This is a genomic window from Leifsonia sp. Root112D2, from assembly GCF_001424905.1.
Lineage (GTDB): Bacteria > Actinomycetota > Actinomycetes > Actinomycetales > Microbacteriaceae > Root112D2.
This window is the reverse complement of the sequence record NZ_LMCU01000001.1, coordinates 1,407,515-1,429,373: the sequence shown is the minus strand read 5'-3', so window position 1 is coordinate 1,429,373 and position 21,859 is coordinate 1,407,515. Positions and strand designations below refer to the sequence as shown.

Below are 21,859 nucleotides of genomic sequence, written 5' to 3'. Positions count from 1 at the left end.
GCAATGATCGCTCAGTGAGCCGGAACGCACTCAAGCGCCGCAAGCAACCGGTTGTTAACTGACCCCATACCCTCGTCCACGGTACGGCGCGTTGAGACGAGTTCGGCGACCCATTGAGCAGCTTCTATATTCGTGGCCGTCGGTAATCGAGCGCCGAACGTCAGATGCGCCGTCAGCGCTCCATACAGCAAATCGACGCCCGGCGGCGCAAATGCCGCGTCTTCCCAATCGATCACACGCACAGCCCCGCCCCATTCAGTTCGCAAGTTCCATGGTGCAAGGTCCCCGTGGCTTCCCTGCCAGTGCCGGGGTGTTTCAGATCCACGCTGCAGCACCTCATCCAGCACCGTCGAAATCTCTGCCGTCACCTTTTCCCGGGTCGTGCTGCGGCGAACGGCTCCGAGCGGGTAATTGGGTACCGACTCGGTCGCCAGCCATGCCCACTCACCGCCATGACCGTGGCCGAGCGGCCGTGCGATCGAGAATGTTTCCGGCCGCGCAGCGTGCACAGCTCTCATCACCGAGAATTCCTTCTCAGCACGCAAGCGTGAGGCGGTCACGCGAATGAATCCGACACCACGCCCTTCGCGCAACAGAAGCAGCGCGAAGCCGCTGCGGCCGCTCTGCGGCCGCTGGTAGAGCGCAGCGCTGTCCCAGATGCCGCACAGCTCCTGCCACTGAGCGTTGAATGAGTTCCATATCTCTGTCTCGACCGGATCTTTCCACGCATCGCGTCTACCAGGAAGGACTCCAGGCCCAAGAACTCGCACGGCAATGTAGAGCAGCCTCTGCGCGATGACAACGGGGCGCACACATGGCGAATACATGGACATCCCGGCTGCAGCTGCCCTCGCGCCACTTCGCGGCACCCAAATGTGACCTCCCTGCGGGAAGCGGATGCTATCTCGAGAGAAAGGCTGGATCATGTCCAGGGCAAGGAGCGCCCGATCAGAGCCTCAAGGCGCGCATTGTCTTCCGCGAACAGAGTCTGGAGATACGCCTGCGTCTCCCCGTCGAGTGCTTCCCCGGCTGCGGCGTTGCGATGTTCTCCGAGCTCAACAGGCACGTAGTCGATGCCAACGAAGGTGGCGATCTGCTGGGCGATCGAGGAGGGATCGGCGTAATACTCCTCACTCGCGAGCACCAGAATCTTGTCGAGCCCGAAACGCTCCACCCAGGGCATCAGCGCATCAATGTACCTGCTCTGCGCCACGTAGGACTGCTGCTCGTGCGCGTAGCTGTAATAGGTCGGATCCGCCTTTAGCTTCGCCGCCTCGCCAGCCAGCCGAGCCTCTTCAGCCTCGATAGCCGCACGGAACTCGAGAGGCTCGGCATTGTTGCGTCGACGTTCCTTCCAGTGTGAGTAGGTGCGCATCACCGGATCGCGAAGGAGCAGGATAAGTTTCGCGTCCGGGACTAACCGCACCGCCCGCTCAGCCGCGAGGGGGTGAAAGAGATAGTAGGGAGAGGCCTCGCCAACGACGACCCGACCGCCATGCGCTTGCTCTGCACGCTGCCTCGCCCACTTCGATGGTAGGTGTGAGCGATACCACCGCTCACCCCGCCAGTAGTTCGTGTCGAAATAGTGGATCCCCTTCGTCTCGTTCGCCTTCGGAAGGTGTCGAGCGGAAGGAAACAGCGTGAGGATGTTGGGCAACTTCAAGATGTCGTAGTACAACGAGGTGGTACCGCCTCGCTTGGTGCCGATCAGGAGGAAGTCCGGCAGCGGCCGAACGCTCGCCGTCATCGAGCCCATGATGCGGAACACCTGGCTCCCAGCCCTCTTCACGCTTGTGGCCATACTCGAAGCCCCCTCGCGTCGCGTCTTCTCCATCGTCGCCACACGCATTCCCTTCTCCCGACCCCGGGCAACGCCTAATTCTCGTTGATTACGCCAGCGCCGACAGTGCGGTTCGTGACCTCATCGATGATGATGAAGGCACCGGTTTGCCGGTTACGTCGATAGGAGTCGACCAGCAGCGGCTGCATCGTCCGCAATCTCACCCGCCCGATGGCATTGAGCTCAAGCGATTCCACCTGCTGCGTGCGGTGAAGCGAATTGATGTCCAACTCGTATTGGATCTCCTTTATGAGAGCCCGCACGGTGCGCGTCGTGTGCTTGATGGCGTACTTCTGCCCTACCCGCAACGCCGTCTCATCCATCCAACAGATCATGGCATCAATGTCCTGAACCATGCTCGGCTGATTGTGAGGTCGGGCAATCATGTCGCCCCGCGAGACATCCACCTCGTCCTCGAGCCGGATCGTCACCGACATCGGCGAATATGCCTCGGCAACCTCACCATCCGCCGTATCGATCGATTTGATCTTTGTAGGCATACCGCTCGGCAGCACCACGACATCGTCACCGGGCTTGAGTACACCACCCGCGATCTGTCCAGCGAATGCCCGATAGTCGCCCCGACCATTCTGCGGGCGAATAACATACTGGACGGGAAACCGAACGTCGACAAGATTTCGGTCGCTGGCGATATAGACGTTCTCCAGATGATGTAGGAGCGAGGCGCCCTCGTACCAAGGCATGTTCGCAGAGCGGTGCACAACGTTATCCCCGGACAATGCAGAAAGCGGAATGATCGACACGTCCGTGAAGTCCAGCCGCGCTGCAAAATCTAGGAATTCCGCGCGAATCTCCTCAAAGACCTCCTCGGACCAATCGACTAGGTCCATCTTGTTCACCGCCAGCACGAGGTGAGGAACGCGCAACAACGAGACGATGGTCGCGTGGCGTCGACTCTGTTCCAGAAGACCCTTTCGGGCGTCGACAAGCACAACGGCCAAATCTGCGGTCGAGGAGCCGGTCACCATGTTGCGGGTGTACTGAATGTGGCCCGGGGTGTCCGCGATGATGAACTTGCGCCGTGGCGTGGCGAAATAACGATAGGCGACATCGATGGTGATGCCCTGTTCACGTTCGGCGCGCAGCCCATCAGTCAGTAGCGCCAGGTCGGTATAAAGATCTCCTCGTTCCCGACTCGTACGCTCGACAGCATCCATTTGGTCGGTGAAGACGGACTTAGAGTCGTAGAGCAAGCGGCCGATGAGGGTGCTCTTGCCGTCATCGACCGAGCCGGCAGTGGCAAATCGGAGGATGTCCATTAGAAGTACCCTTCCTTCTTCCGATCTTCCATTGCCGCCTCGCTCACGCGATCGTCACCCCTGGTCGCGCCGCGTTCCGTAATGCGGGTCGCCGCCACTTCGGTTATCACCTTTTCAGGAGTATCGGCTTCGGACGCGACCGCGGCCGTCAGCGTCGCATCACCAACGGTGCGATATCGAACCGTTGCCTCGAAGATCTCCTCCCCTTCGGCGGGCTGGCAGTGCTCGTTGACCGCGAAGATCATCGAGTTGCGCATGAAGACCTGCCTCTTGCGCGCATAGTAGAGCGCGGGAACCTCGACACGTTCTCTAGCGATGTATTCCCAGACGTCCAGCTCGGTCCAGTTGGAGAGAGGGAAGACTCGGATGCTCTCTCCGATTCCGATCCTGCCGTTGTACAACGACCACAATTCCGGTCGCTGATTCTTGGGATCCCACTGTCCGAACTCGTCACGAAAGGAGAACACGCGCTCCTTCGCCCTCGCCTTTTCTTCATCTCGGCGTGCGCCGCCCATCAGTGCAGTGAAGCCATGCACTTCAGCGGTGTGTAGGAGCACCGGGGTCTGGATGCGGTTTCGCGAACCGCTTGGGTCCTCTCGCACTCTCCCCGAATCGATTGCGTCCTGTACGGAGCCGATCACAAGACGCACGCCCAACTCCGCCACGCGTCGATCCCTGAACTCAAGCACTTCGCCGAAATTGTGCCCCGTGTCGATGTGCACAACGGGAAACGGAATTGGACCAGGCGCAAACGCCTTCATCGCCAAATGAAGCATGACGAGTGAATCCTTGCCGCCGGAAAAGAGCATGGCCGGATGTTCGCTCTCCGCGGCGACTTCCCGAATGATAAAGATGGCCTCAGATTCGATGTAATCCAGTTGGCTCAAGCCGTAGCGGGAGCCGTCTTTTTCTTCGGTCACTCGATTTCCCCTCGATATGCACTGAGCGTACCCAAGACCAGCTCGGAAATGGTGGGATCGCAGACCACCAAATCGGGGAGGTAGACATCGGGTTGGTTGTATACCGGCCGACTCCCGTCGATCCTGCTCGTAAAGAGATTCGCCTGGCGCGCGACCGCGACAGGAGCAGCGGAATCCCACTCGTACTGGCCGCCGGCGTGAACGTAAGCGTCAGCCTCGCCGCGCACGACGGCGGCAGTCTTGTAGCCCGCAGAACCCAACGGCACGAGCTCTGCATCAAGTACTTCGGCGAGATACCCAACCAGTGCGGGAGGCCTGCTCCGCGAAACCGCGAGTCTGATTCGCGGCGGCCGAGACACGATCCGCGGCACGTCAGCGGACGTCAAGATCTCGTCGATGCCCGGGAGAGCCACCGCGCCCGCCACGAGTTCTCCGTCCTCCCACAACGCGACATGCACCGCCCAGTCGTCTCTGCCTTCGGCAAACTCGCGCGTGCCGTCCAGGGGATCGATAATCCACACGCGGTGAGCCGATAGCCTCGATGAGGAATCGGGTGCCTCCTCCGAGAGCACGCTATCGGAGGAACGCTCGCTCTCGAGCCGACCCATAAGGTACTCCTGCGAAGCACGATCACCGCGCTTTCGCAAAGCCTCGGTGCCGAGCTGGGCGACGCCGGCGGAGCGCTGCAGGGTACGCAGCAAGCGTCCCGCCCCGAGAGCCAGATCGGCGGCGTATTCAACATTCGACGGCATACCAACCCCAGACGTGGTGTCTCTTGAGGAAAGGCAGCGGATCGGCGCTACCCTTCTATATCTCAGCCAACTGATCGCAACGGTTTAACTGAGCAATAATCACTTATGATCCCATACTCCGGCGATTGAATGAAATCCCCAGTGCGGGGCAGGCGACTTTACCTGAATAATTCTCAGTAATGCCATTCTCCCACGCTGAACGTGTGCGACAATCAGCGCATGGATCTGCCGTTGATTTTCGGAGCCTTCGGCATCGGAATTGTTGTCGGCCTCACCGGGATGGGCGGTGGTGCGCTGATGACACCTATGCTGGTCCTCGTTTTCGGCATCCCGCCACTGACAGCCGTGTCCAGCGATCTCGTCGCGAGCGCTATCATGAAACCCGTCGGATCGATCGTGCACCTTCGCCGCAAGACAGTGAACCTCAAGCTTGTCGGCTACCTGTGCATCGGGTCGGTGCCTGCGGCATTCTGCGGTGTTCTTGTGCTCAAACTGCTCGGCAACGGTGATGCGGTGCAGAGCATCATCAAGTACGCTCTGGGCGCCGCGCTCCTGCTGTCTGCTGCCTTGCTGACGGTGCGTGCCTACATCAGGCTCGTCGAGAGAGCGCGGTCCCGGGACGGGCTTGGCGAGAGTCTGCCTCAGAACCGACCGGAGGTCGTCGTGCGGCCGATGCCGACGATTCTCCTCGGCGCCGCTGGCGGACTGATAGTTGGAATGACATCCGTCGGCTCCGGTTCGCTGATCATCATCGGACTAATGATCCTGTACTCAGGGTTGAGAGCCAGTCAACTCGTCGGAACCGATCTCGTGCAGGCAGTCCCCCTTGTCGCCTCGGCCGCGATCGGACACACTCTCTTCGGCGACTTGGATCTCGGACTGACCCTTCCTCTCCTCATCGGAAGTATCCCCGGTGCGTTCATCGGGGCGCAGCTATCCGCGCGTCTTTCCGGTGGATTCGTGCGGCGCGCGCTTGCTTTCGTGCTTTTGGCCTCAGGCTTGAAAATGCTCGGCATCGATAACGTTTCCACCGCTGTCACGTTGATCGTTATCTTGGTGGCGGCACCGGTCATCTGGATGCAGATCCGTCGCCGCAACGGGCTGCCGGCATTGGCCTCGGTGGAGGTACGCGAATACCGAAAGCGCAAGTCTGCTGAGGGCCCACAGGACTCCGTCCACCCGCCGCCGGAACAGTGACTGAAATGAAAGGCAGCTTCCTGTTGAACGAACCGATCATCGCTTTGGATGGCGCGAAGCTCGATGCGCTGGAACTGATTCTCGGCGGCCTCGTCGCCCCGATCGATGGCTATTGCCTGCCAGGTGAAAAGCCCACCTCGTGGCCCTTCGAGGCAACCATCGATGTCACGGCGGTAGATTTCGATGCCGCCAAAGAAGCGACGTCAGTGATCCTGACAGATCCGGACGGCACGCCCCTGGCCCAACTGAAGGTGAGCGCGGCTTCCTCGGGCTGCGGCACCACGAATTTGGCGGGGACACTTTCCCCGCTGCGTCGCGCAGAGCATCCACCGGCGCGTCCCTTTCGGCTGACATCAGATGAGGACCTTCAGGGCAGCACAGTGGCCGTCTTCACCGGGGGCCCCGATCCGGCGCACATCGCCCGCGCCATAACTCAAGCCGGTGATGATCCGCTGATCTTCCTCGCGGTGGCCTGGGATCGCAGTCAGGATGACTACGAGATTATGCGGACTCTCGAGATCCTCCACCGTTGTGCGGAGGAAACTCCAGAATCTTCGGTTCGCGTACTCCTAGCCTCGGCATTGTATCCGGGGATGCAACGCACGATGCTCATCAACTACATCCTTTCGGGCTTGCGACCGCGACGCGTGCTCGACTTCTCTTCGCCCGACCACGGATCCGTACCGGTTGCGAGTTCCCTGCGGACGGTCGCTGGCTGTGTCGTGCTACTGACCGGGCTCTCCGGATCGGGAAAGTCGACGGTTGCGCGTGGTCTCCTGGAACGCTTCGTATCCAGCGGTGACCATCGTCCTGTTTTGCTTGATGGAGACGATGTGCGCCGCGTCCTCTCCGCCGGACTCGGCTTCTCCGCCGAAGACCGCGAATCGAACCTTCGCCGGATCGGCTGGGTTGCCGCCAAGATCGCGTCCGTTGGCGGCTTGGCCATATGTGCACCTATTGCACCGTTCGAACGAACTCGCTCGGAGATGCGGGCGATGGCCGAAGGCGCCTCCAGATTCGTGCTGGTATACGTTGCAACCCCATTGGTCGTCTGCGAAGCTCGCGACCGAAAAGGACTGTATGCACGGGCGCGGGCCGGGCAGATCACCGACTTCACGGGCATTGACTCGCCCTATGAGGCCCCCACCGACCCCGACCTCGTCATCGACACCAGCACCATGACTCTTCAGGAGTGTGTCGACGCGATAGCGTCCGTCATTTAGTCGCTCCGTATGAAAGCGCATCCGACCCACAGGCATTTTCTGCACGACGGCGAGGAACCGTCACCACGTGCCAAGGTGTCGCGTACCCGCGCTCTGCCCGACTAATCCGGCAACATTCGCGGGCAAGGGTAGGGCGACTGCCGAAACGAAAGCGCTCGCCTGCGGCGTCAACACGGTGGCCTTCACTGCGTTGGCCGAGTCGAATGCACGACTGTGGGATTCCTGCCCGGTAGCCGCCGTGAACTGACTGAGGCTGTTATAGACCGACGGATTTCCCGCGCTCTGCGACCAGACGACCAACCAAGTCGGTGCATTTGCCGACGGTCTCTGATAGATATTCCCGTCAGAACTGACCTGCATCTGGGCCGCAGAATACTGATGGGAGTAGTCCTCGATGCAGAGGAGGCAGTTGCCACTCCCGCCAGAGATGACGTTGTTATGGATTGTGATCGACTTGAGCACCCATGTCATGGTCGGATCGGGGAAGGCCTGACGTGGGTCGTGACCTGGAACCGATCGATCGCTGGCACGGCGCAGATCTTGCACGACATCGAGGTTGCGAACATTGTCGGTCAGAGTGTTGTTCCAGATCGACACATCGCTCGTGTCATTCACTTTGAACCCGTCGCCGCGGTTACCTGTCACAAGATTGTTCGCGAGTATGACCTTCGCTGAAATCTCAATCGCAATCCCGTGCGAAGCATTGCCGACTACATCGTTGTTCGCGATGGTCATGTTATAGACGGATTCGTCCATCCACAGGCCGGGCCCGAGGTTCCGAACGAATGCGCTGTCTGTCACTTGGACCCCGCGCGAACGCGTCACCTTCATACCCCCAGAAACCGGGGAGGTATTGAAGTGCTCGGCGTTGTTGCCGGAGGCCAGCAGCCCGGTCGCCTTGAGCGAGTCCGCCTGGTTGCCGTGAATTCCCAGCAACCCATTGCGAGCCGCGGTCACATTTCTGAGCGTCACGCCGACACCGCCAACCGAGAGGCCCGTGGTCGCGTTGTCATTGAACGCCATGTTTTCGAAGGTGCACCCACCGCCGTACGAGGTAACCGAGCCCATGTCCGGAACAGATGGAGCGTAGCGATGCACGCCAAACCCACGGAGCACCGTACCGCTGCCCTGAATGGTCATCGCCTTCTGCAGATCGCTGGCGCGAACGTTACCGCCGCGCGGATCCGTGCCCAGATAGAGCGTTCGTGCCGCAGTGTCGTAGTAAAAGCGACCGGGAGCGAGCTGGGTACGGCTGGCCACTTGGGCCTGCGCGACGCCACCGACCCACACTTGGTCGGGGTGTGCCGCCATCGGATACGAGGGATTCAACCAAGTCCACCCAGCCGCAGAGGCATCCGGAGCACCGCGCGTGTAGGTCGCGCTCGAATCGAAAATATGGTTCCACCCGCTCGCGGTCCAGGCCGAGCCTGACTGCTGCCAGTTGGTTACAGGAACACTGCCGTCAAACCAGACGGCTTCGCCTGGATACGACTGGATCGTCAATCGCTTGCTTGCCGGAATCGTCACTGACTCGTGATAACTGCCAGCACGGAGCACGATTGTCGCGCCTGACCGAGCCGCGTCAACGGCATGCTGAACAGTCGAATACGGAGCCTTGAGTGTGCCTTGCGCTGAATCCGAACCGGCGGGAGCAACAACAATGGCATCGGCGGGTACCGGATACCGGGTGCTGCCAATGGCTGCCGCCCCGGTCGCGCGCCGGGTTCCCGTCATGTCGACCGACGCATCCTGGCCGCCGCCGCCTGCCGTTTGCCCCGGTGCGGGAACCGTCGGTGTAGTCGGCGTCCTGCTGGGATTCGGCGTAGGAGGGGTTTGTGCAACAACCAACGGCGGTGTCGGGGTGGGCGTGGATGGAATCGACGTGAGGGCTGTCGTCATCGTGTAAACCGCAAGGTTGTCAAAGGCGACAGGCTGCTTGGAGGTGGTTCGCGACAGATACGACCACACACCGAACGCACCTGAATTTTGCAAGCGCTTGGAGGTCGCATCCTTGGTCATCGCCTGCCAGCCGGGCTTCGGAACGCCGGCCAGCCACGCTCGAGCTGCCAGCGCAACGGGGGTAGAGCCAGTCGTCTGGAACTCGAGATTGATGCGCGAACCTGCCACAAGGTTGCGTGCAATCACCTTTTCGCCCACGAGGGCGACTTGGGAGACGGTCGACCCGTTTACGCGCAAAAGCGCGAGTGAGGCGGTCCTGTCTGACCCGATGCGCAACTGTGCCTGATAGTACGAGCCGGCGGCGGAACGGAGCTGCAGGCCGGCGTAGACACCTTTGCCTGACTTCGGAAGGCTCGGCACGATCACGACAAGTGATGCGTCACTGTCACGGGACGACACCGACCGCAGCGTCGCCGTTCCCGACCTTCCCGGGACGGGCAACGCGATCAAACCGGATGACCCCGTCGCAGAGAATGCAGCCGCGCTGCTGGAGCTATATACGCCACCGAGCTGTGCGGATCCCCATCCAGAATGACTCGTTCGATTGAAGTTGTCGGATACGATCTGCTTTCCTGTGACCCAGATGCTCGGCACTGCGGTTGCGCTGATCGCACCAATTCCAAGTCCAATCGACGAGGTCACGACAGCGACAGCCAGACTCCATGAAAGGAGCGTGAATAGCCGACGAGTTCGCGCTGGCTTTGCGACGTGCTTATTGGTCTTCATGACCATACGACGAGATTCCAATACTGGTGAGGGTTCAGCGGCTCGTTGACCGCCATTTGGGGGGTATCTCTGGCACAGTAACAGGCCGATTTGCCGGCGTCGAGCCGCTTGGGGGCAGAGCGTACCGGCTATTGCACCCCCACGCAAGCGCACGCTTAACCCACAATTGGGAAGGCGCCAGCAGAGAGGAGGCGCCGGCCCAGGAGGAGTGCATGCCCCTATATTGCTGCGAACGGCCGCTCGCGGCCGCAGGCTCGCGGGGAAGCCGCCTGATCTCGACCGCATCGGATATTTGTGGAATCAAGATTCACGGCGTTCTTTCAGCAAGTCCGCTCTCCGAAGACGGCGCTCGGCTCGAATTCGGTTCCGAGGTTCGCGTCGCCGAGAATCACGCCAAGGCTGGGACATTACTGAGGATTCTTCAATATACCGTGTGGGCGCCTTTCTTGCGGCACCATTGAACCATGACAGGAGAATCAAACTCGGCTGGTTCCCGAAGGCCGCTCGCGATCGTCGTTGTCGCCGTCGCCGTCGCGACTATCGTCATAGTGGGAGTCGGGCTCGCCTCGCTGAATTCCGCGCCGCCGGTGACGCACTCTCCTGCCGATCTGTCGAACTCCGCCTACTGCCAGGGTGCGGGTGTACACCAAACGATATCGGCCCCGCAGAAAGTCGTGCTGATCGTACTCGAGAACGAGTCAGCGTCGACGCTCGATGGCTCCGCCGACGCTCCCTTCGCGAACAACACTCTCACCGCCCAGTGCGGCCATTTCGCGAAGGGGGTCATGCACAGCACCACACACGGTTCCGAAGGCAACTACATCGCCCTGACCGCGGGACTCAACCCCACCAGTGATTCAGGCAGTGACGCACTCGCCAAATTCACACTCTCCGATTGCCCGCCCGACAGCGCTGAGTCCTCCTGCAAATACGGCGGCGGCCATTTCGCGGCCACGATTCCATCACTGTTTTCACAAATCGAAAAGACCTATGGGGCTGCAGGGTGGCGCACGTTCGCTGACGACATGCCGACCGCGTGCGATAAGAACGACGCTCATGTTTACGCGATCACTTCAACCGCCAAGCATCGTCTGTACGTTGCTCGGCACAATCCCGCAGTCTTCTTCGACGGAATTAATTGCGACCAGAACGACGTTCCCGCGGGTGACTGGAAGAAAAGGAACGGTGCACTCTACGACGCCGTGAAGGGGGGCACGCTGCCGTCTTTCACCTACCTGCAACCCAACGACATTGAAAACGGTCATGACCCGGTGACAGAAAACGGCATCACCGTTGCGGGCGGTACAAGTCGAATTAACAACATCGACCGGTACCTCTCAGCGGTCATGTCAATGATCCGTTCAGGCCCTGACTATCAGCGGGGGAACCTTATCGTCGTCGTCACCTTCGATGAGGGAGCGAAGAGTGGGACGCTCAAAGGTGACGACAAGGTCGGCCAGAACTGCGCAGATCCGAACGTCAGCCCGCTTGCCACGTCCTGCCAGATTCCAAGTTGGATCGTGGGCCGGTATGTACCGCACTACACCTACCCGAGTTATATGAACCAGTTCGGCCTTCTCGCAGCTATGGAGCGTGTCCTAAAGCTTCCTGCGTTGCTCGGGCACGCAGCAGACTCTTCGACACCAAACATCCTGACCGGGACCGCGACGAATCCAAACCCATTCAATATCGCGCCATGAAAAGTAGGATCGGTGACCGGTGCTCGCCCAAGCCTGATTCTGGCGAGATCTCGGATTCATCCTTCGGGCTGTGACTCCACGCCCGTTGCCACGCCCACGCACCGGGCCTAGCGTGGAAGCGCCATGGACTGGTTCGGCGCGAACGGGTATGAACTGGCGCGGCAGGTGCTTCAGCGGGGCGTCGCCGCGATCTATCTCGTTGCCTTTCTCTCCACTCTCGCGCAGCTTCCGGCGCTCCTCGGCGAGCACGGGCTGCTGCCGGTTCCCGACTTTCTGCGGCTCGCCTATGCGCGACGCCAGCCGACACTCTTCCGGTGGCGGTACTCCGACCGTCTGCTGCGCGCGGTTGCCGTCTCGGGGGCGGTCATCGCGGCATCCATCGTCGCCGGCCTGCCGCAGCTGGCACCGCCGTGGCTGCCGCTCGTTCTTTTTCTCGCGATCTGGCTCGGCTACCTCTCCATCGTGAACGTGGGGCAGACCTTCTACGGCTACGGTTGGGAGAGCCTGCTGCTCGAGGCCGGCTTCATGGTCGCCTTTCTCGGCTCCAACGAGGTCGCGCCGCCGGTCACCGTCATCTGGCTGATCCGCTGGCTGGTGTTTCGGCTCGAGTTCGGCGCCGGCATGATCAAGATGCGCGGAGACCGATCGTGGCGCGACCTCACTGCGCTCTTCTACCACCACGAAACCCAGCCGATGCCGAACCCGCTGAGCCGCCGCGCCCACCTGCTGCCGCACTGGTTTCACCGGCTGGAGGTGCTCGGCAACCATTTCGCCCAGCTGGTCGTGCCGTTCTTCCTGTTTGCCCCGCAACCGGTCGCGAGCATCGCCGCGGCCATCGTTATCCTCACCCAGCTCTGGCTCATCGTCACCGGAAACTTCGCCTGGCTCAACGTGCTCACCGTCATCCTGGCCTTCGCCGCCGTGAGCGACCCTGCCGCCCACGTGGTCGTCGCCGCCATGCCCACCGGCACCAATTATGCGGATGCGACGGCGCCGGCCTGGTTCGCCATCGTCGTTCTGGCGGTCAGCGCGCTGATCATCTATCTGAGCTGGTGGCCGGCACGCAACCTTGTCGCCCGCCACCAACTCATGAACGCGAGCTTCAACCGCTGGCACCTCGTGAACGCCTACGGCGCCTTCGGCAGCGTCACGACGGTGCGCTACGAAATCGTGATCGAGGGCACGGATGCCGCCCAGCCCGACGATGACGCCGTCTGGCGGGAATACGAGTTCAGGGGCAAACCGGGCGACCCACGCCGGATGCCGCGGCAGTTCGCCCCGTACCACCTGCGCCTCGATTGGCAGATGTGGTTTCTCGCGCTGGGCTCATCCGACACCCGCTGGTTCATCGTTCTGCTCGCGCGACTGCTCGAGGCGGATGCGTCGACGCTGCGACTGCTGCGCGTCGACCCGTTCGACGGGGTGGCTCCGCGCTGGATCCGGGCGCGACGATATCGGTACCGGTTCGCCACGAGAGAGCAACGCAAGGGTGAACGGGTCGTCTGGGTGCGCGAGGAGGCCGGGATGCTGGTGCCGCCGATTTCGGGCTCTGCTGATTGAGGAGTGAGCGCCAGCGAGCGTCTCGAAATCACAGCCGTGCTTACGGGTTTCGAGACGTCCTCGTTCCTCGGACTCCTCAACCAGCGGGGGGATTCGTGGGGGTTTCGAGACGAGGCCTCCTTCGTCGACCTCTCCTCAACCCACCTCGCCGAAGGCTACGACGCAGTTTTGGCCGCCGAAGCCGAAGGCGTTCGTGAGGGCGTGGCGCACGCGCTGTTCGCGCGCGACGTTCGGCACGTAGTCGAGGTCGCACTCCGGGTCGGGGGTCGTGTAGTTGATGGTGGCAGGGATGACACCCTCACTGATCGACAGCGCGCAGAGCATGCCGGCGAGCGCGCCGGCCGCACCGATCAGGTGGCCGGTCATCGACTTTGGAGCCGTCACCGCGACATCCGCCGCCGACGCGCCAAGCGCCTGGTGCAGCGCCGAGGTCTCGGTGCGATCGTTGGCCTTCGTTGAGGTGCCGTGCGCGCACACCAGATCCAGATCGGATGCATCCAGCCGGGCGTTCGCCAGCGCCCGCGTGATGGCGCGCGTCGCGTAGATGCCGCTGGGCTCGGGCGCGACAACATTGAAGGCGTCGCTCGTGAGTGCACCACCGAGCACCTCGGCGTAGACGTGCGCGCCGCGAGCGCGGGCATCCGCCAGTCGCTCCATGACGAGCACGACCGCGCCCTCGCCGAAGACGAAACCGTCGCGATCCGCGTCGAAGGGGCGGCTGGCCTCGGCGGGTGCGTCGTTGTGCTTCGACAGGGCGCGCATGGCGCTGAGCCCGGCGAACATGACCGGGGTGATCGCGGCATCCACGCCACCCGCCAGAACCACATCGGCCTCCCCCGACAGCAGCAGCCGACGCGCCTCCAGCAAGGCGTACGCGCCGCTTGCGCAGGCAAGGGCGCTGGCATTCACCGGGCCATGGATGTTCAGCTCCATCGCAATCTCGCAAGCCGGCATGTTGGTGAGCGACGACGACACGAAGCGCGGGCTCATGTGCCGCTCGCCGCCGGAGTGGAACACCTCCGTCGCATCCTGAATCTCAGTGAAACCCGAGACGGCGCTGTTGACTATCACGCCAGCCTCTCGCTCGGAGAAATCGGGGTCGAGACCCGCGTCTGCAACCGCCTCGCGCGCGGCGACGACCGCGAGCTGGGAGCTACGGGACATGCGGTTCACCTGCTTGACCGTGAGCGACCCGTGCGGGTCGAAGCCCTTCACCTCAGCGGCGATCTGCGTGGGCATATCGCCGGCATCGAACTGAGTGATGCGTGCAACGCCGCTGCGCCCCGCCGTGAGAGAGGCCCAGGTGTCGCGCCAGCTATTGCCGAGCGGGGTCAGCGCGCCAAGCCCGCTGATGACGATGCGATCATCCATGATTGTGCGCCTCTCGCTTCATTCATACTCCCCTGTTTTCGGTCGCTGGGCTATCGATGTTCCGACGCGCAGGCCCTGCTCAAATGCGGCAACGGCGTTGAGGGCGGTCGCACTCAGCGCTCCACCGATGACCGAATACCGGATGCCCCGCGCCTCGAGCGCGTCGGCGAGCGGCGCATGTGCCACCTGGCCCGCGGCAACAATGACGGTGTCGGCCTCGATGAGTTCCTGACCGCCCTCGTGCTCGATCCACACGCCGTCGGTGTCAATGTGCCGATAGGCCACACCCGTGAGCGTGCGCACTCCCGCCGTGCGGATCGCGCGCACCGCGGCCCAGCGCACCGTCGTTCCCATGCCGGCGCCGATGGAGCCGGAGCGGCGCATGATCGTGACGGTGCGCGCCGGCGGCGGAAGGGTTCCGGCGGCGAGGCCGTGGGAGATGAGAAAGCGGCGCTGGATTGCCTTTTCGGACCCTTCCTTTCGAGACGGTCGCTGCGCGACCTCCTCAAGGAGCGGGGCTGTCTCGGGGAGGGGGGACGGCTCGACGAGCAGATGTGCCAGGTCAACAGCGATGCCGCCTGCTCCGAGAATGGCGACCCGCCTGCCGACGGAGTGCGGGGTGGCGAACGCCTGCGCGTAGTCGATGACGTGCGGCAGCTCGACCCCGGCGAGGGCGACGGGACGCGGGAGCACACCCGTGGAGACGACCACGTGATCAAAGCCGGCGAGCGCGTCGACATCGTCGACCGGGGCGCCGAGGCGAATCTCGACGCCGAGGCGGGCGAGCTCGTTCTCGAAGTAGCGCACGGTCTGCAGAAAGTCCTCCTTGCCCGGCACCATGCCGGCCAGCAGGAACTGGCCACCGATGCGGGGCCCCGCCTCGAAGAGCGTGACGCGGGCTCCGGCGGCAGCCGCGGCACGGGCGGCCTCCATGCCGGCGGGGCCGGAGCCGATGACGGCGATGCGGAGAGGTTCCTCGCTCGCACGCTCGCTCGGCGCTGGGGTCGCGAATCGCTGCGCGATTCCCCAAGCTCCACCGCGCTCAACCAGCGGCGCCGTCGGAAATTCGAGTTCGCGGCCGACGCGCGGGTTGACCGTGCACGAGACCGGGTCGAGGCCGAAGGTGCGGTCGATACACGCCTCGTTGCACCCGATGCAGGTGTTCACAAACTCGGCCATGCCCGCGAACGACTTCGCCAGAATCGCCGGATCCGCAAGGAACGGGCGCGCCATCGACACCAGATCCGCCACGCCGGATGCCAGAATCCGCTCCGCCTGCGCGGCAGTATTGATGCGATTGGATGCGATTACCGGCGCGACAGACCCGGCAACGGTCAGCGCGCGCTTGACGCGACCAGCGGCATCCGCCCACACTCCGTGCGGCACCATCGACTGCACGGTGGGTACCCGCGACTCGTGCCAGCCGACGCCGACGTCTATCGCGTCGGCGCCCGCAGCCGCCAGGGCGACGGCGAGCGCGTCGACCTCCTCCTGGGTCGACGAGCCGGGCACGAGATCCGCGCCGGACATGCGCATGAGAACGGGGGCGTCGCCCACGGCGGCACGCACGGCGCGCACGACCGCCACCGGAAACGCACGCCGCCGCTCGGCGTCGCCACCCCAGTCGTCGTCACGCAGATTGGTCACCGGAGAGGCGAACTGGTTCAGCAGGTACCCCTCCGAACCCATCACCTCCACGCCGTCGAAGCCGAGTTCGAGCGCCCGCGCCGCCCCCGATGCGAAATCGTCGATGGTCGAGCGGATGCCTTCCTCGCTCAGCGCCTCAGGCTCCGCTTTCGAGAACGCGCTGTACACGGCAGAGGGCGCCACCGGCGTGAGTCCGAACGCAGACTCGAAGGCATACCGGCCGGCGTGGAAGAGCTGCAGCGCGATGAGACCGCCCTCGGCATGCACGGCATCCGTCACCGCCCGCAGCCGATCGGCGTGCGACGGATCGTTGATGAGGGCGTAGCCGGCGTTGCCCGCGCCGACCCGGCTGACGGCCGCACCGCCGGTGATGATGAGGCCTGCCCCGCCGCGCGCGCGCTCGGCGTAGAAGGCGGCGAGCGCACCGCCATCCGAGGTCTCCAGGTTGAGATGCATCGAGCCCATGAGAACCCGATGCGGCAACCGCAGCGTGCCGATCGAGATCGGGGTCTGCAGCGTCGGGTATCGGCTCACGGCCTCGACGGACGTGCCGCCGTGCGATGAATGGTCGGCGCGGGCCACGGGATTCAGCCGCGTGTCGGTCGCGGTGGCACGCCGAGCGGCTCGGTGGTGTCGTGCCAGTAGGGAGGAGCGGCCACCGTGAGCCCCCCATCGACCACGATCGTCTGCCCCGTGATGTATGCCGACTTGTCGGAGAGCAGGAACTCGATGGCATTGGCCATGTCCTGCACGGTGCCCGGCCGGCCCAGCGGAATCGCCTTGAGCACGCTCTCCATCGCTGCCATGCCCGGGATGGAGTAGAAGTATTCGAGCGAATCCGAGTCGATCAGGCCGCCGTTGACGCCGTTCACGTTGATGCCGTAGTCGGCGAACTCCACGGCCATGTAACGGATGAACGACTCGACGGCGGCCTTGTACGAACCCAGTGCCGCATAGGTGGCGAAGCCGCGCAGGCTGCCGTAGCTGGAGACGGCGACGATGCGTCCACCCTTGTCCATGAGCTTCACTGCCTCTTGCGCGCCGAGCACGAAGGGGCGCACGTTCATGGCGTAGGAGCGGTCGAGGTGGTGCGTCTTGAGATCGAGAATGCGCTTGAACGCGGCGGCCGCCGCGTTGTTGATGAAGAAGTCGAGACGCCCATACGTGTCGGCAACCGCGTCGAAGAGCCGCACGATCTCCTCAGGGTTCTCCACGTCGGCCCCGACCGCAATGCCGTCACCGCCGCGGGCCTTCGCCTCGGCCACGACCTCATCGGCCAGCGCGGCGTTCGTGCGGTAGTTCACGACGACCGTCGCACCCTGCGAGGCGAGATCCAGCGCCAAGGTGCGCCCAATTCCGCGAGATGCTCCCGTGATCAGGGCTACTTTGCCTTGGTGTTCCGCGGTCACTTCGCCTCCTCGCTTGCCGTCGAAGCAGCCGAGGCCGCCTGCGCAGCCCGGGCAAAGACATCCCGCGCCACGACCGTCTTCTGAATCTCGTTCGTGCCCTCCTCGAAGCGCTGCGCCCGCGCGTCGCGATACACCCGCTCGATCGCCTCCGACTTCCAGTAACCCAGCCCGCCGTGCACCTGCAGCGCCTTGTCCGTCACTCTCGTGAGCATATCGACGGCCACCATTTTGGCCATGGACGAGAGAGCGGATGCCTGCGGCGAGTCGTCCTCCCACTCGCGCGCGGCGTGCAGCACGAGCGCCTTCGCCGCCTCGATGTCCGCCTCGTTCTCGGCGATCATGAACGCGATCGCCTGCCGAGAGGAGATGGGTTTGCCGAAGGTGACGCGCTTCTGCGCGTACTCGACCGCGAGCTGCTGTGCACGCTCTGCGAGACCGACACAGCTCATGGCCACTGAGATGCGGCTGGGCGTGAGAAAGCCGCCGAGCGCGATGGCCAGGCCGTCGCCCTCCTCGCCGAGACGCTGCGCGACCGGCACGGGCGTGTTGTCGAAGGTGAGCCGGGCATGGTCGGTGCCACGCACCCCCATGGTGTTCGAGGTGTCTTCGACGGTGACGCCTGCAGCCTTGCGGTCGACGAGCAGGCCGATGGTGCCATCCTTGCCGCTCGTGCCCTCGAGCCGGGCGAACAGCAGCCAGTAGTCGCAGCTCACCCCGAAGGTGATGAGGTGCTTGCGGCCGGAGAGATAGTACGTGTCGCCCTCGCGGCGCACGCTGCAGCTGATGTCGGCACCGGTGCCGTTGTCCGGCTCCGTGAGAGTGAACGCGACCAGGATGTCGCCGGCGACCGACGGCTTGACGTACGTCTCGCGCTGCGCATCGCTGGCGTGGGGGTTCATGGACCGCCAGGTGCCGTTGATGACGTGCACCAGCATCCGGATCGACGCGTGCGAGCGGGAGAAGACCTCCATCAGCCCCATCCACTGGCTGAAGCTGAGGCCGTGGCCGCCGAGGGCGACCGGGGCCGCGAGGCCAAGGAATCCGTTCTGCTTCAGCTCGTCAAACAGCTCGCCCGGCACCTCGCCGTCGGCCTCGATGCGCTCGGACCAGCGCTCGCCCGGCCCCTCGACCCAGGCGGTGACACGACGCAGAAGTGCTTCGTATTCAGGCTGTTCGATGCGGCTTCCGCGGCCGTCGTGCGTCACGGTCTGACTCGGTGTCATTGCTGGTGTTCTCCTTCGAGGGGTGGTGAACGGCACTGAGCCGCTGGGGCTTCAGAGCGGAGGCCTGCTCGCGCAGCAGGAACTTCTGCACCTTGCCCACCGCATTGCGCGGAATGATCTCGATGATCTCGAGCCGCTCGGGCCAGTAGTGCTTGGAAACCTCGTGCTCGTCGAGAAAGCGCTGCATCTGCGTGAAGCTGAGCGTGCACCCGTCGACGAGCGTGACGAAGGCGCAGGCGCGCTCGCCCAGGCGTGCGTCGGGCATGGCCACTATCGCCACATCGTCTATCGCCTCGTGGCCGTAGAGCAGCTGCTCGATCTCGGAGACCGGAATCTTCTCGCCGCCGCGGTTGATTACGTCGCGTACGCGCCCGGTGATACGCAGATAGCCGTCATCATCGAGGGTGGCAAGATCGCCAGTGCGATACCAGCCATCGGCGGCAAACACCTCGGCGCTCAGATCGGGGCGGTCGAGGTAGCCGTCGAAGACGGTCGGGCCGGACAGCTCGAAGTTGCCCTCGATACCGGATGCGACGGGCCGCCCCTCGTCGTCAACGATGCGCAGTTGCACCCCCGGCATGGCCTTGCCGTCGGTTCCCCACGTCTTCGCGGCCGGATCGGTGGGCGAGGCCAGCGCACCCAGGCCCGTCTCGGTGGTTCCGAATGCTCCACAGACGGATGCGCCGAGCACGCGCGTCGCCCGCTCGGCGAGCGCCCGCGGCACCGCCGCGCCCGTCGCCACGAAGATGCGCAGCGCCTTCGGGGCGGGGGTGCCCGCCTCGACCTCACGCACGAGGTCGGTGAGGAACGGCGTCGCCGCCTGAACGAAGGTGCCCTCCCAGGTGCTCAGCACCTCGATGGCGCGCTTGGCGTCCCAGACCCCCTGCACGATCTGCGGAACCCCCAGCTCCCACGCCAGCCACATGCCGTAGAGAAACCCGGTCTGGTGAGCGAGCGGCGAGGGAATGTAGACGGCATCCGACGAATCGAGGCCGAGCTGTTCGACCTCCATCCAGGCGGCACGGCTCAGGCTGCGGTGCCGGTGGATCACGCCCTTCGGTTCGCCCGAGGTGCCCGAGGTGAACAGCAGCTGGGCGGCATCCTCGGGCGACGGAGCGCGGGCGTCGAGCGCGGCGCGGTCGACATGCGCCCACGCAGATGCTCGGTGCCAGGCCTGCCAGGTGACCGCGGGGTTCGCACACTCTGGCAGCACATGCGCAACCCCCGGCGTGCCGTGCAGCACCAGCACATTCGTCAGGCGGATGCCATCGGCTCCGGCCCCGCTGTCGAGAATCTGCGCGATCTCGCGGTCGTGCTGGCGGCCACGGAAGTTGTCGGCGACGACGAGCAGCTTTGCCTGCGAGCGCCGCAGCGCGTACGCCACCTCGCGCTGGCGGAAGATCGGCATGATCGGGCAGATCACGGCCCCGATGCGCATGGCGGCCGCGGCGATGATCACGAATTCGCGGCAGTTCGGCAGCTGCACGGCGATGCGGTCGCCATGCTCGACGCCGAGGTCGAGGAACAGCGCCGCCGCCTTGTCGACGGCGACATCGAGTTCGCCCCAGCTCAGATGGTCGGTACGGTCGGGCGCGGCGTCCACGACGGCCAGGGCGTGCGGCTTCTCGGTGGCCCAGCGGCGAACCCAATCGGCGCCCGTGACCTCACCGGCGGCCGCGGCATCCATCGCGGGAATGCGGCGGCGCCCCAGCCTGGTGCCCGACCTGGCCGGCCCCTCTTCGACCGCCATGGTGGCATGCAGCTCGTTCATCGAGTCGAGGAACTGCGGATACGAGATGCGATACGCATTTGGGAAGGTGAGCGTCGAACGCCCCTCGGCGGCGGATGCCGCAACGGCGAGCGACATGAGCACTCGGTGGTCGTTGAACGACGACAGGTTCGCGCCGTGCATTCTCTCGACGCCGCGAACATGCAGATCGCTGCCGTCGAAGTCGAGGCTGCCGCCCATGCCGTTCAGCTGCAGCATGGAGACGACGCGATCGGATTCCTTGAGCCGCACGTGCTCCACGTTGTGGAAGACGCTCTCGCCCTCCGCGCGCGCGGCGAGCACGGACAGGATGGGAAGCATGTCGGGCACATCACGACAATCGATCTCGGTGGCTTTCAACCGGATGCCGTCGTGCCGAACGCGCACGCCGTCGGCATCCGGGTCGTAGACCATGGGCAGGCCCATGCGGCCCGCGATGTCGAGAAAGTCGGCCTCGGGGTGGTCCACGCCCGCGGAGGACGTGTTGCGTAACCCACGCAGCAGCACGTCGGCCGGATGCAGCGCGGCGAGGGCGAGACCGAATGCGGCGGAGCCGATATCCGGCGGCAGCCGCAGATCGGTCGGATGCGCGGACTGATTCGGTTCTATCTCGTAACGACGGCCGTCTGCGGATGCCTGCACCCGCAGTCCGAATTGCGCCATCATGCGCATCGTGAGTTCGATGTAGTGGCGCTCGTTGAGCTCACCGTCGATGACGATGGTGGTGTGCTGCTTCGCGAACGGCGCCAGCAACAGCAGGGCCGAGACCCATTGCGAGAGCGTGCCGGCGATGTGCACGGTTCCGCCCGACGGGCGTGCGGCCGTGACCCGGATCGGCGGGCAGTCCGTGGGTGACGATACCTCGACGCCCATCTCACCCAGCGCCCGTAGCAGCGGGCCGATCGGGCGGCGCTGGAAGTACTTCTGACCGGTGACCGTGACGTCGGCATCCGCCAACGCGGCGAGGCCGACCATGAAATACAGGGTCGTGCCGGAGCTGCCTGCCGTGACGGTGTCGCTTCTCGGGTGATACGGGCCGCCGTGCACGATGAAGGTGTCGCCTTCGATCTCAATACGGGTGCCAAGCGAGCGCAGCAACGAGACCGTGTATTGCACGTGACGGGCATCGCTGAGGCCGGAGATGCGGCTGATGCCCGGGGCCAGCGAGGCGAGAATGAGCGCGCGATGCGCATGGTATTTCGAGTTCGGCACCTCGACAGCGCCGAACGCGCGATCCGAGCTCCCCGCCACGGACAGATGCATCAATCAACCCCTTCACAGCAG

15 protein-coding genes are annotated in these 21,859 nt (G+C 64.0%); 4 read left to right on the top strand and 11 right to left on the bottom strand.

Annotated features, from left to right (window positions below):
- Window positions 1-11 precede the first annotated feature (11 nt).
- From ASC63_RS06580 to ASC63_RS06560, 5 genes are all read right to left on the bottom strand, one after another.
- A complete protein-coding gene (locus ASC63_RS06580) occupies window positions 12-812 on the bottom strand; it encodes a phosphotransferase (RefSeq protein WP_162242881.1) in 801 nt (266 codons plus the stop codon).
- A gap of 110 nt (window positions 813-922) precedes the next feature.
- Entirely contained in the window at window positions 923-1,768 is an 846-nt protein-coding gene (locus ASC63_RS06575; protein WP_162242880.1) for a sulfotransferase domain-containing protein, read from the bottom strand.
- Between the two features lie 107 nt (window positions 1,769-1,875).
- Window positions 1,876-3,120, bottom strand: coding sequence for a sulfate adenylyltransferase subunit CysN (gene cysN, locus ASC63_RS06570; RefSeq protein ID WP_055810993.1), 1,245 nt, complete (start codon window positions 3,118-3,120; stop codon window positions 1,876-1,878).
- The gene (gene cysD, locus ASC63_RS06565) at window positions 3,120-4,040 is read right to left on the bottom strand and encodes a sulfate adenylyltransferase subunit CysD (RefSeq protein ID WP_055810991.1); all 921 of its coding nucleotides are present in this window, start codon (window positions 4,038-4,040) and stop codon (window positions 3,120-3,122) included. Before cysD ends, cysN begins: the two co-directional genes overlap by 1 nt.
- A complete protein-coding gene (locus ASC63_RS06560; RefSeq protein ID WP_055810988.1) occupies window positions 4,037-4,792 on the bottom strand; it encodes a 3'(2'),5'-bisphosphate nucleotidase CysQ in 756 nt (251 codons plus the stop codon). The genes cysD and ASC63_RS06560 overlap by 4 nt, the downstream gene beginning before the upstream one ends.
- 219 nt (window positions 4,793-5,011) lie before the next feature.
- On the opposite strand from ASC63_RS06560, the gene ASC63_RS06555 reads away from it, so the two are divergent.
- Both ASC63_RS06555 and cysC read left to right on the top strand, forming a co-directional pair.
- Entirely contained in the window at window positions 5,012-5,989 is a 978-nt protein-coding gene (locus tag ASC63_RS06555) for a sulfite exporter TauE/SafE family protein (protein ID WP_055810985.1), read from the top strand.
- 5 nt (window positions 5,990-5,994) lie between these two features.
- Window positions 5,995-7,212, top strand: a complete 1,218-nt coding sequence (cysC, locus tag ASC63_RS06550) for an adenylyl-sulfate kinase (RefSeq protein WP_055810983.1) — start codon at window positions 5,995-5,997, stop codon at window positions 7,210-7,212.
- A 60-nt stretch (window positions 7,213-7,272) separates the two neighbouring features.
- On the opposite strand, the gene ASC63_RS06545 is transcribed toward cysC, so the two are convergent.
- Window positions 7,273-9,570, bottom strand: coding sequence for a right-handed parallel beta-helix repeat-containing protein (locus tag ASC63_RS06545; RefSeq protein ID WP_055810980.1), 2,298 nt, complete (start codon window positions 9,568-9,570; stop codon window positions 7,273-7,275).
- Window positions 9,571-10,361: 791 nt separating this feature from the next.
- On the opposite strand from ASC63_RS06545, the gene ASC63_RS06540 reads away from it, so the two are divergent.
- Together ASC63_RS06540 and ASC63_RS06535 are read left to right on the top strand one after the other, a co-directional pair.
- Complete coding sequence (locus ASC63_RS06540; RefSeq protein ID WP_055810977.1) at window positions 10,362-11,597, top strand: alkaline phosphatase family protein; 1,236 nt, start codon at window positions 10,362-10,364, stop codon at window positions 11,595-11,597.
- A gap of 123 nt (window positions 11,598-11,720) precedes the next feature.
- On the top strand, window positions 11,721-13,157 hold the full coding sequence (locus ASC63_RS06535; RefSeq protein WP_055810973.1) for a lipase maturation factor family protein: 1,437 nt from the start codon (window positions 11,721-11,723) through the stop codon (window positions 13,155-13,157).
- 135 nt (window positions 13,158-13,292) lie between these two features.
- Here the strand turns inward: ASC63_RS06535 and ASC63_RS06530 are convergent, their stop codons facing one another.
- Genes ASC63_RS06530 through aroA form a run of 5 tightly spaced genes read right to left on the bottom strand, consistent with a single transcriptional unit; the run spans window position 13,293 to window position 21,838 of the window.
- A complete protein-coding gene (locus ASC63_RS06530; RefSeq protein ID WP_055810970.1) occupies window positions 13,293-14,528 on the bottom strand; it encodes a beta-ketoacyl-[acyl-carrier-protein] synthase family protein in 1,236 nt (411 codons plus the stop codon).
- An 18-nt stretch (window positions 14,529-14,546) separates the two neighbouring features.
- Complete coding sequence (locus ASC63_RS06525) at window positions 14,547-16,757, bottom strand: oxidoreductase (RefSeq protein WP_200936799.1); 2,211 nt, start codon at window positions 16,755-16,757, stop codon at window positions 14,547-14,549.
- Between the two features lie 5 nt (window positions 16,758-16,762).
- Window positions 16,763-17,584, bottom strand: a complete 822-nt coding sequence (locus tag ASC63_RS06520) for an SDR family oxidoreductase (protein ID WP_055810967.1) — start codon at window positions 17,582-17,584, stop codon at window positions 16,763-16,765.
- On the bottom strand, window positions 17,581-18,807 hold the full coding sequence (locus ASC63_RS06515; RefSeq protein ID WP_082487331.1) for an acyl-CoA dehydrogenase family protein: 1,227 nt from the start codon (window positions 18,805-18,807) through the stop codon (window positions 17,581-17,583). The genes ASC63_RS06520 and ASC63_RS06515 overlap by 4 nt, the downstream gene beginning before the upstream one ends.
- Window positions 18,749-21,838, bottom strand: a complete 3,090-nt coding sequence (gene aroA, locus ASC63_RS06510; protein WP_082487328.1) for a 3-phosphoshikimate 1-carboxyvinyltransferase — start codon at window positions 21,836-21,838, stop codon at window positions 18,749-18,751. Before aroA ends, ASC63_RS06515 begins: the two co-directional genes overlap by 59 nt.
- Between the last annotated feature and the right edge of the window lie 21 nt (window positions 21,839-21,859).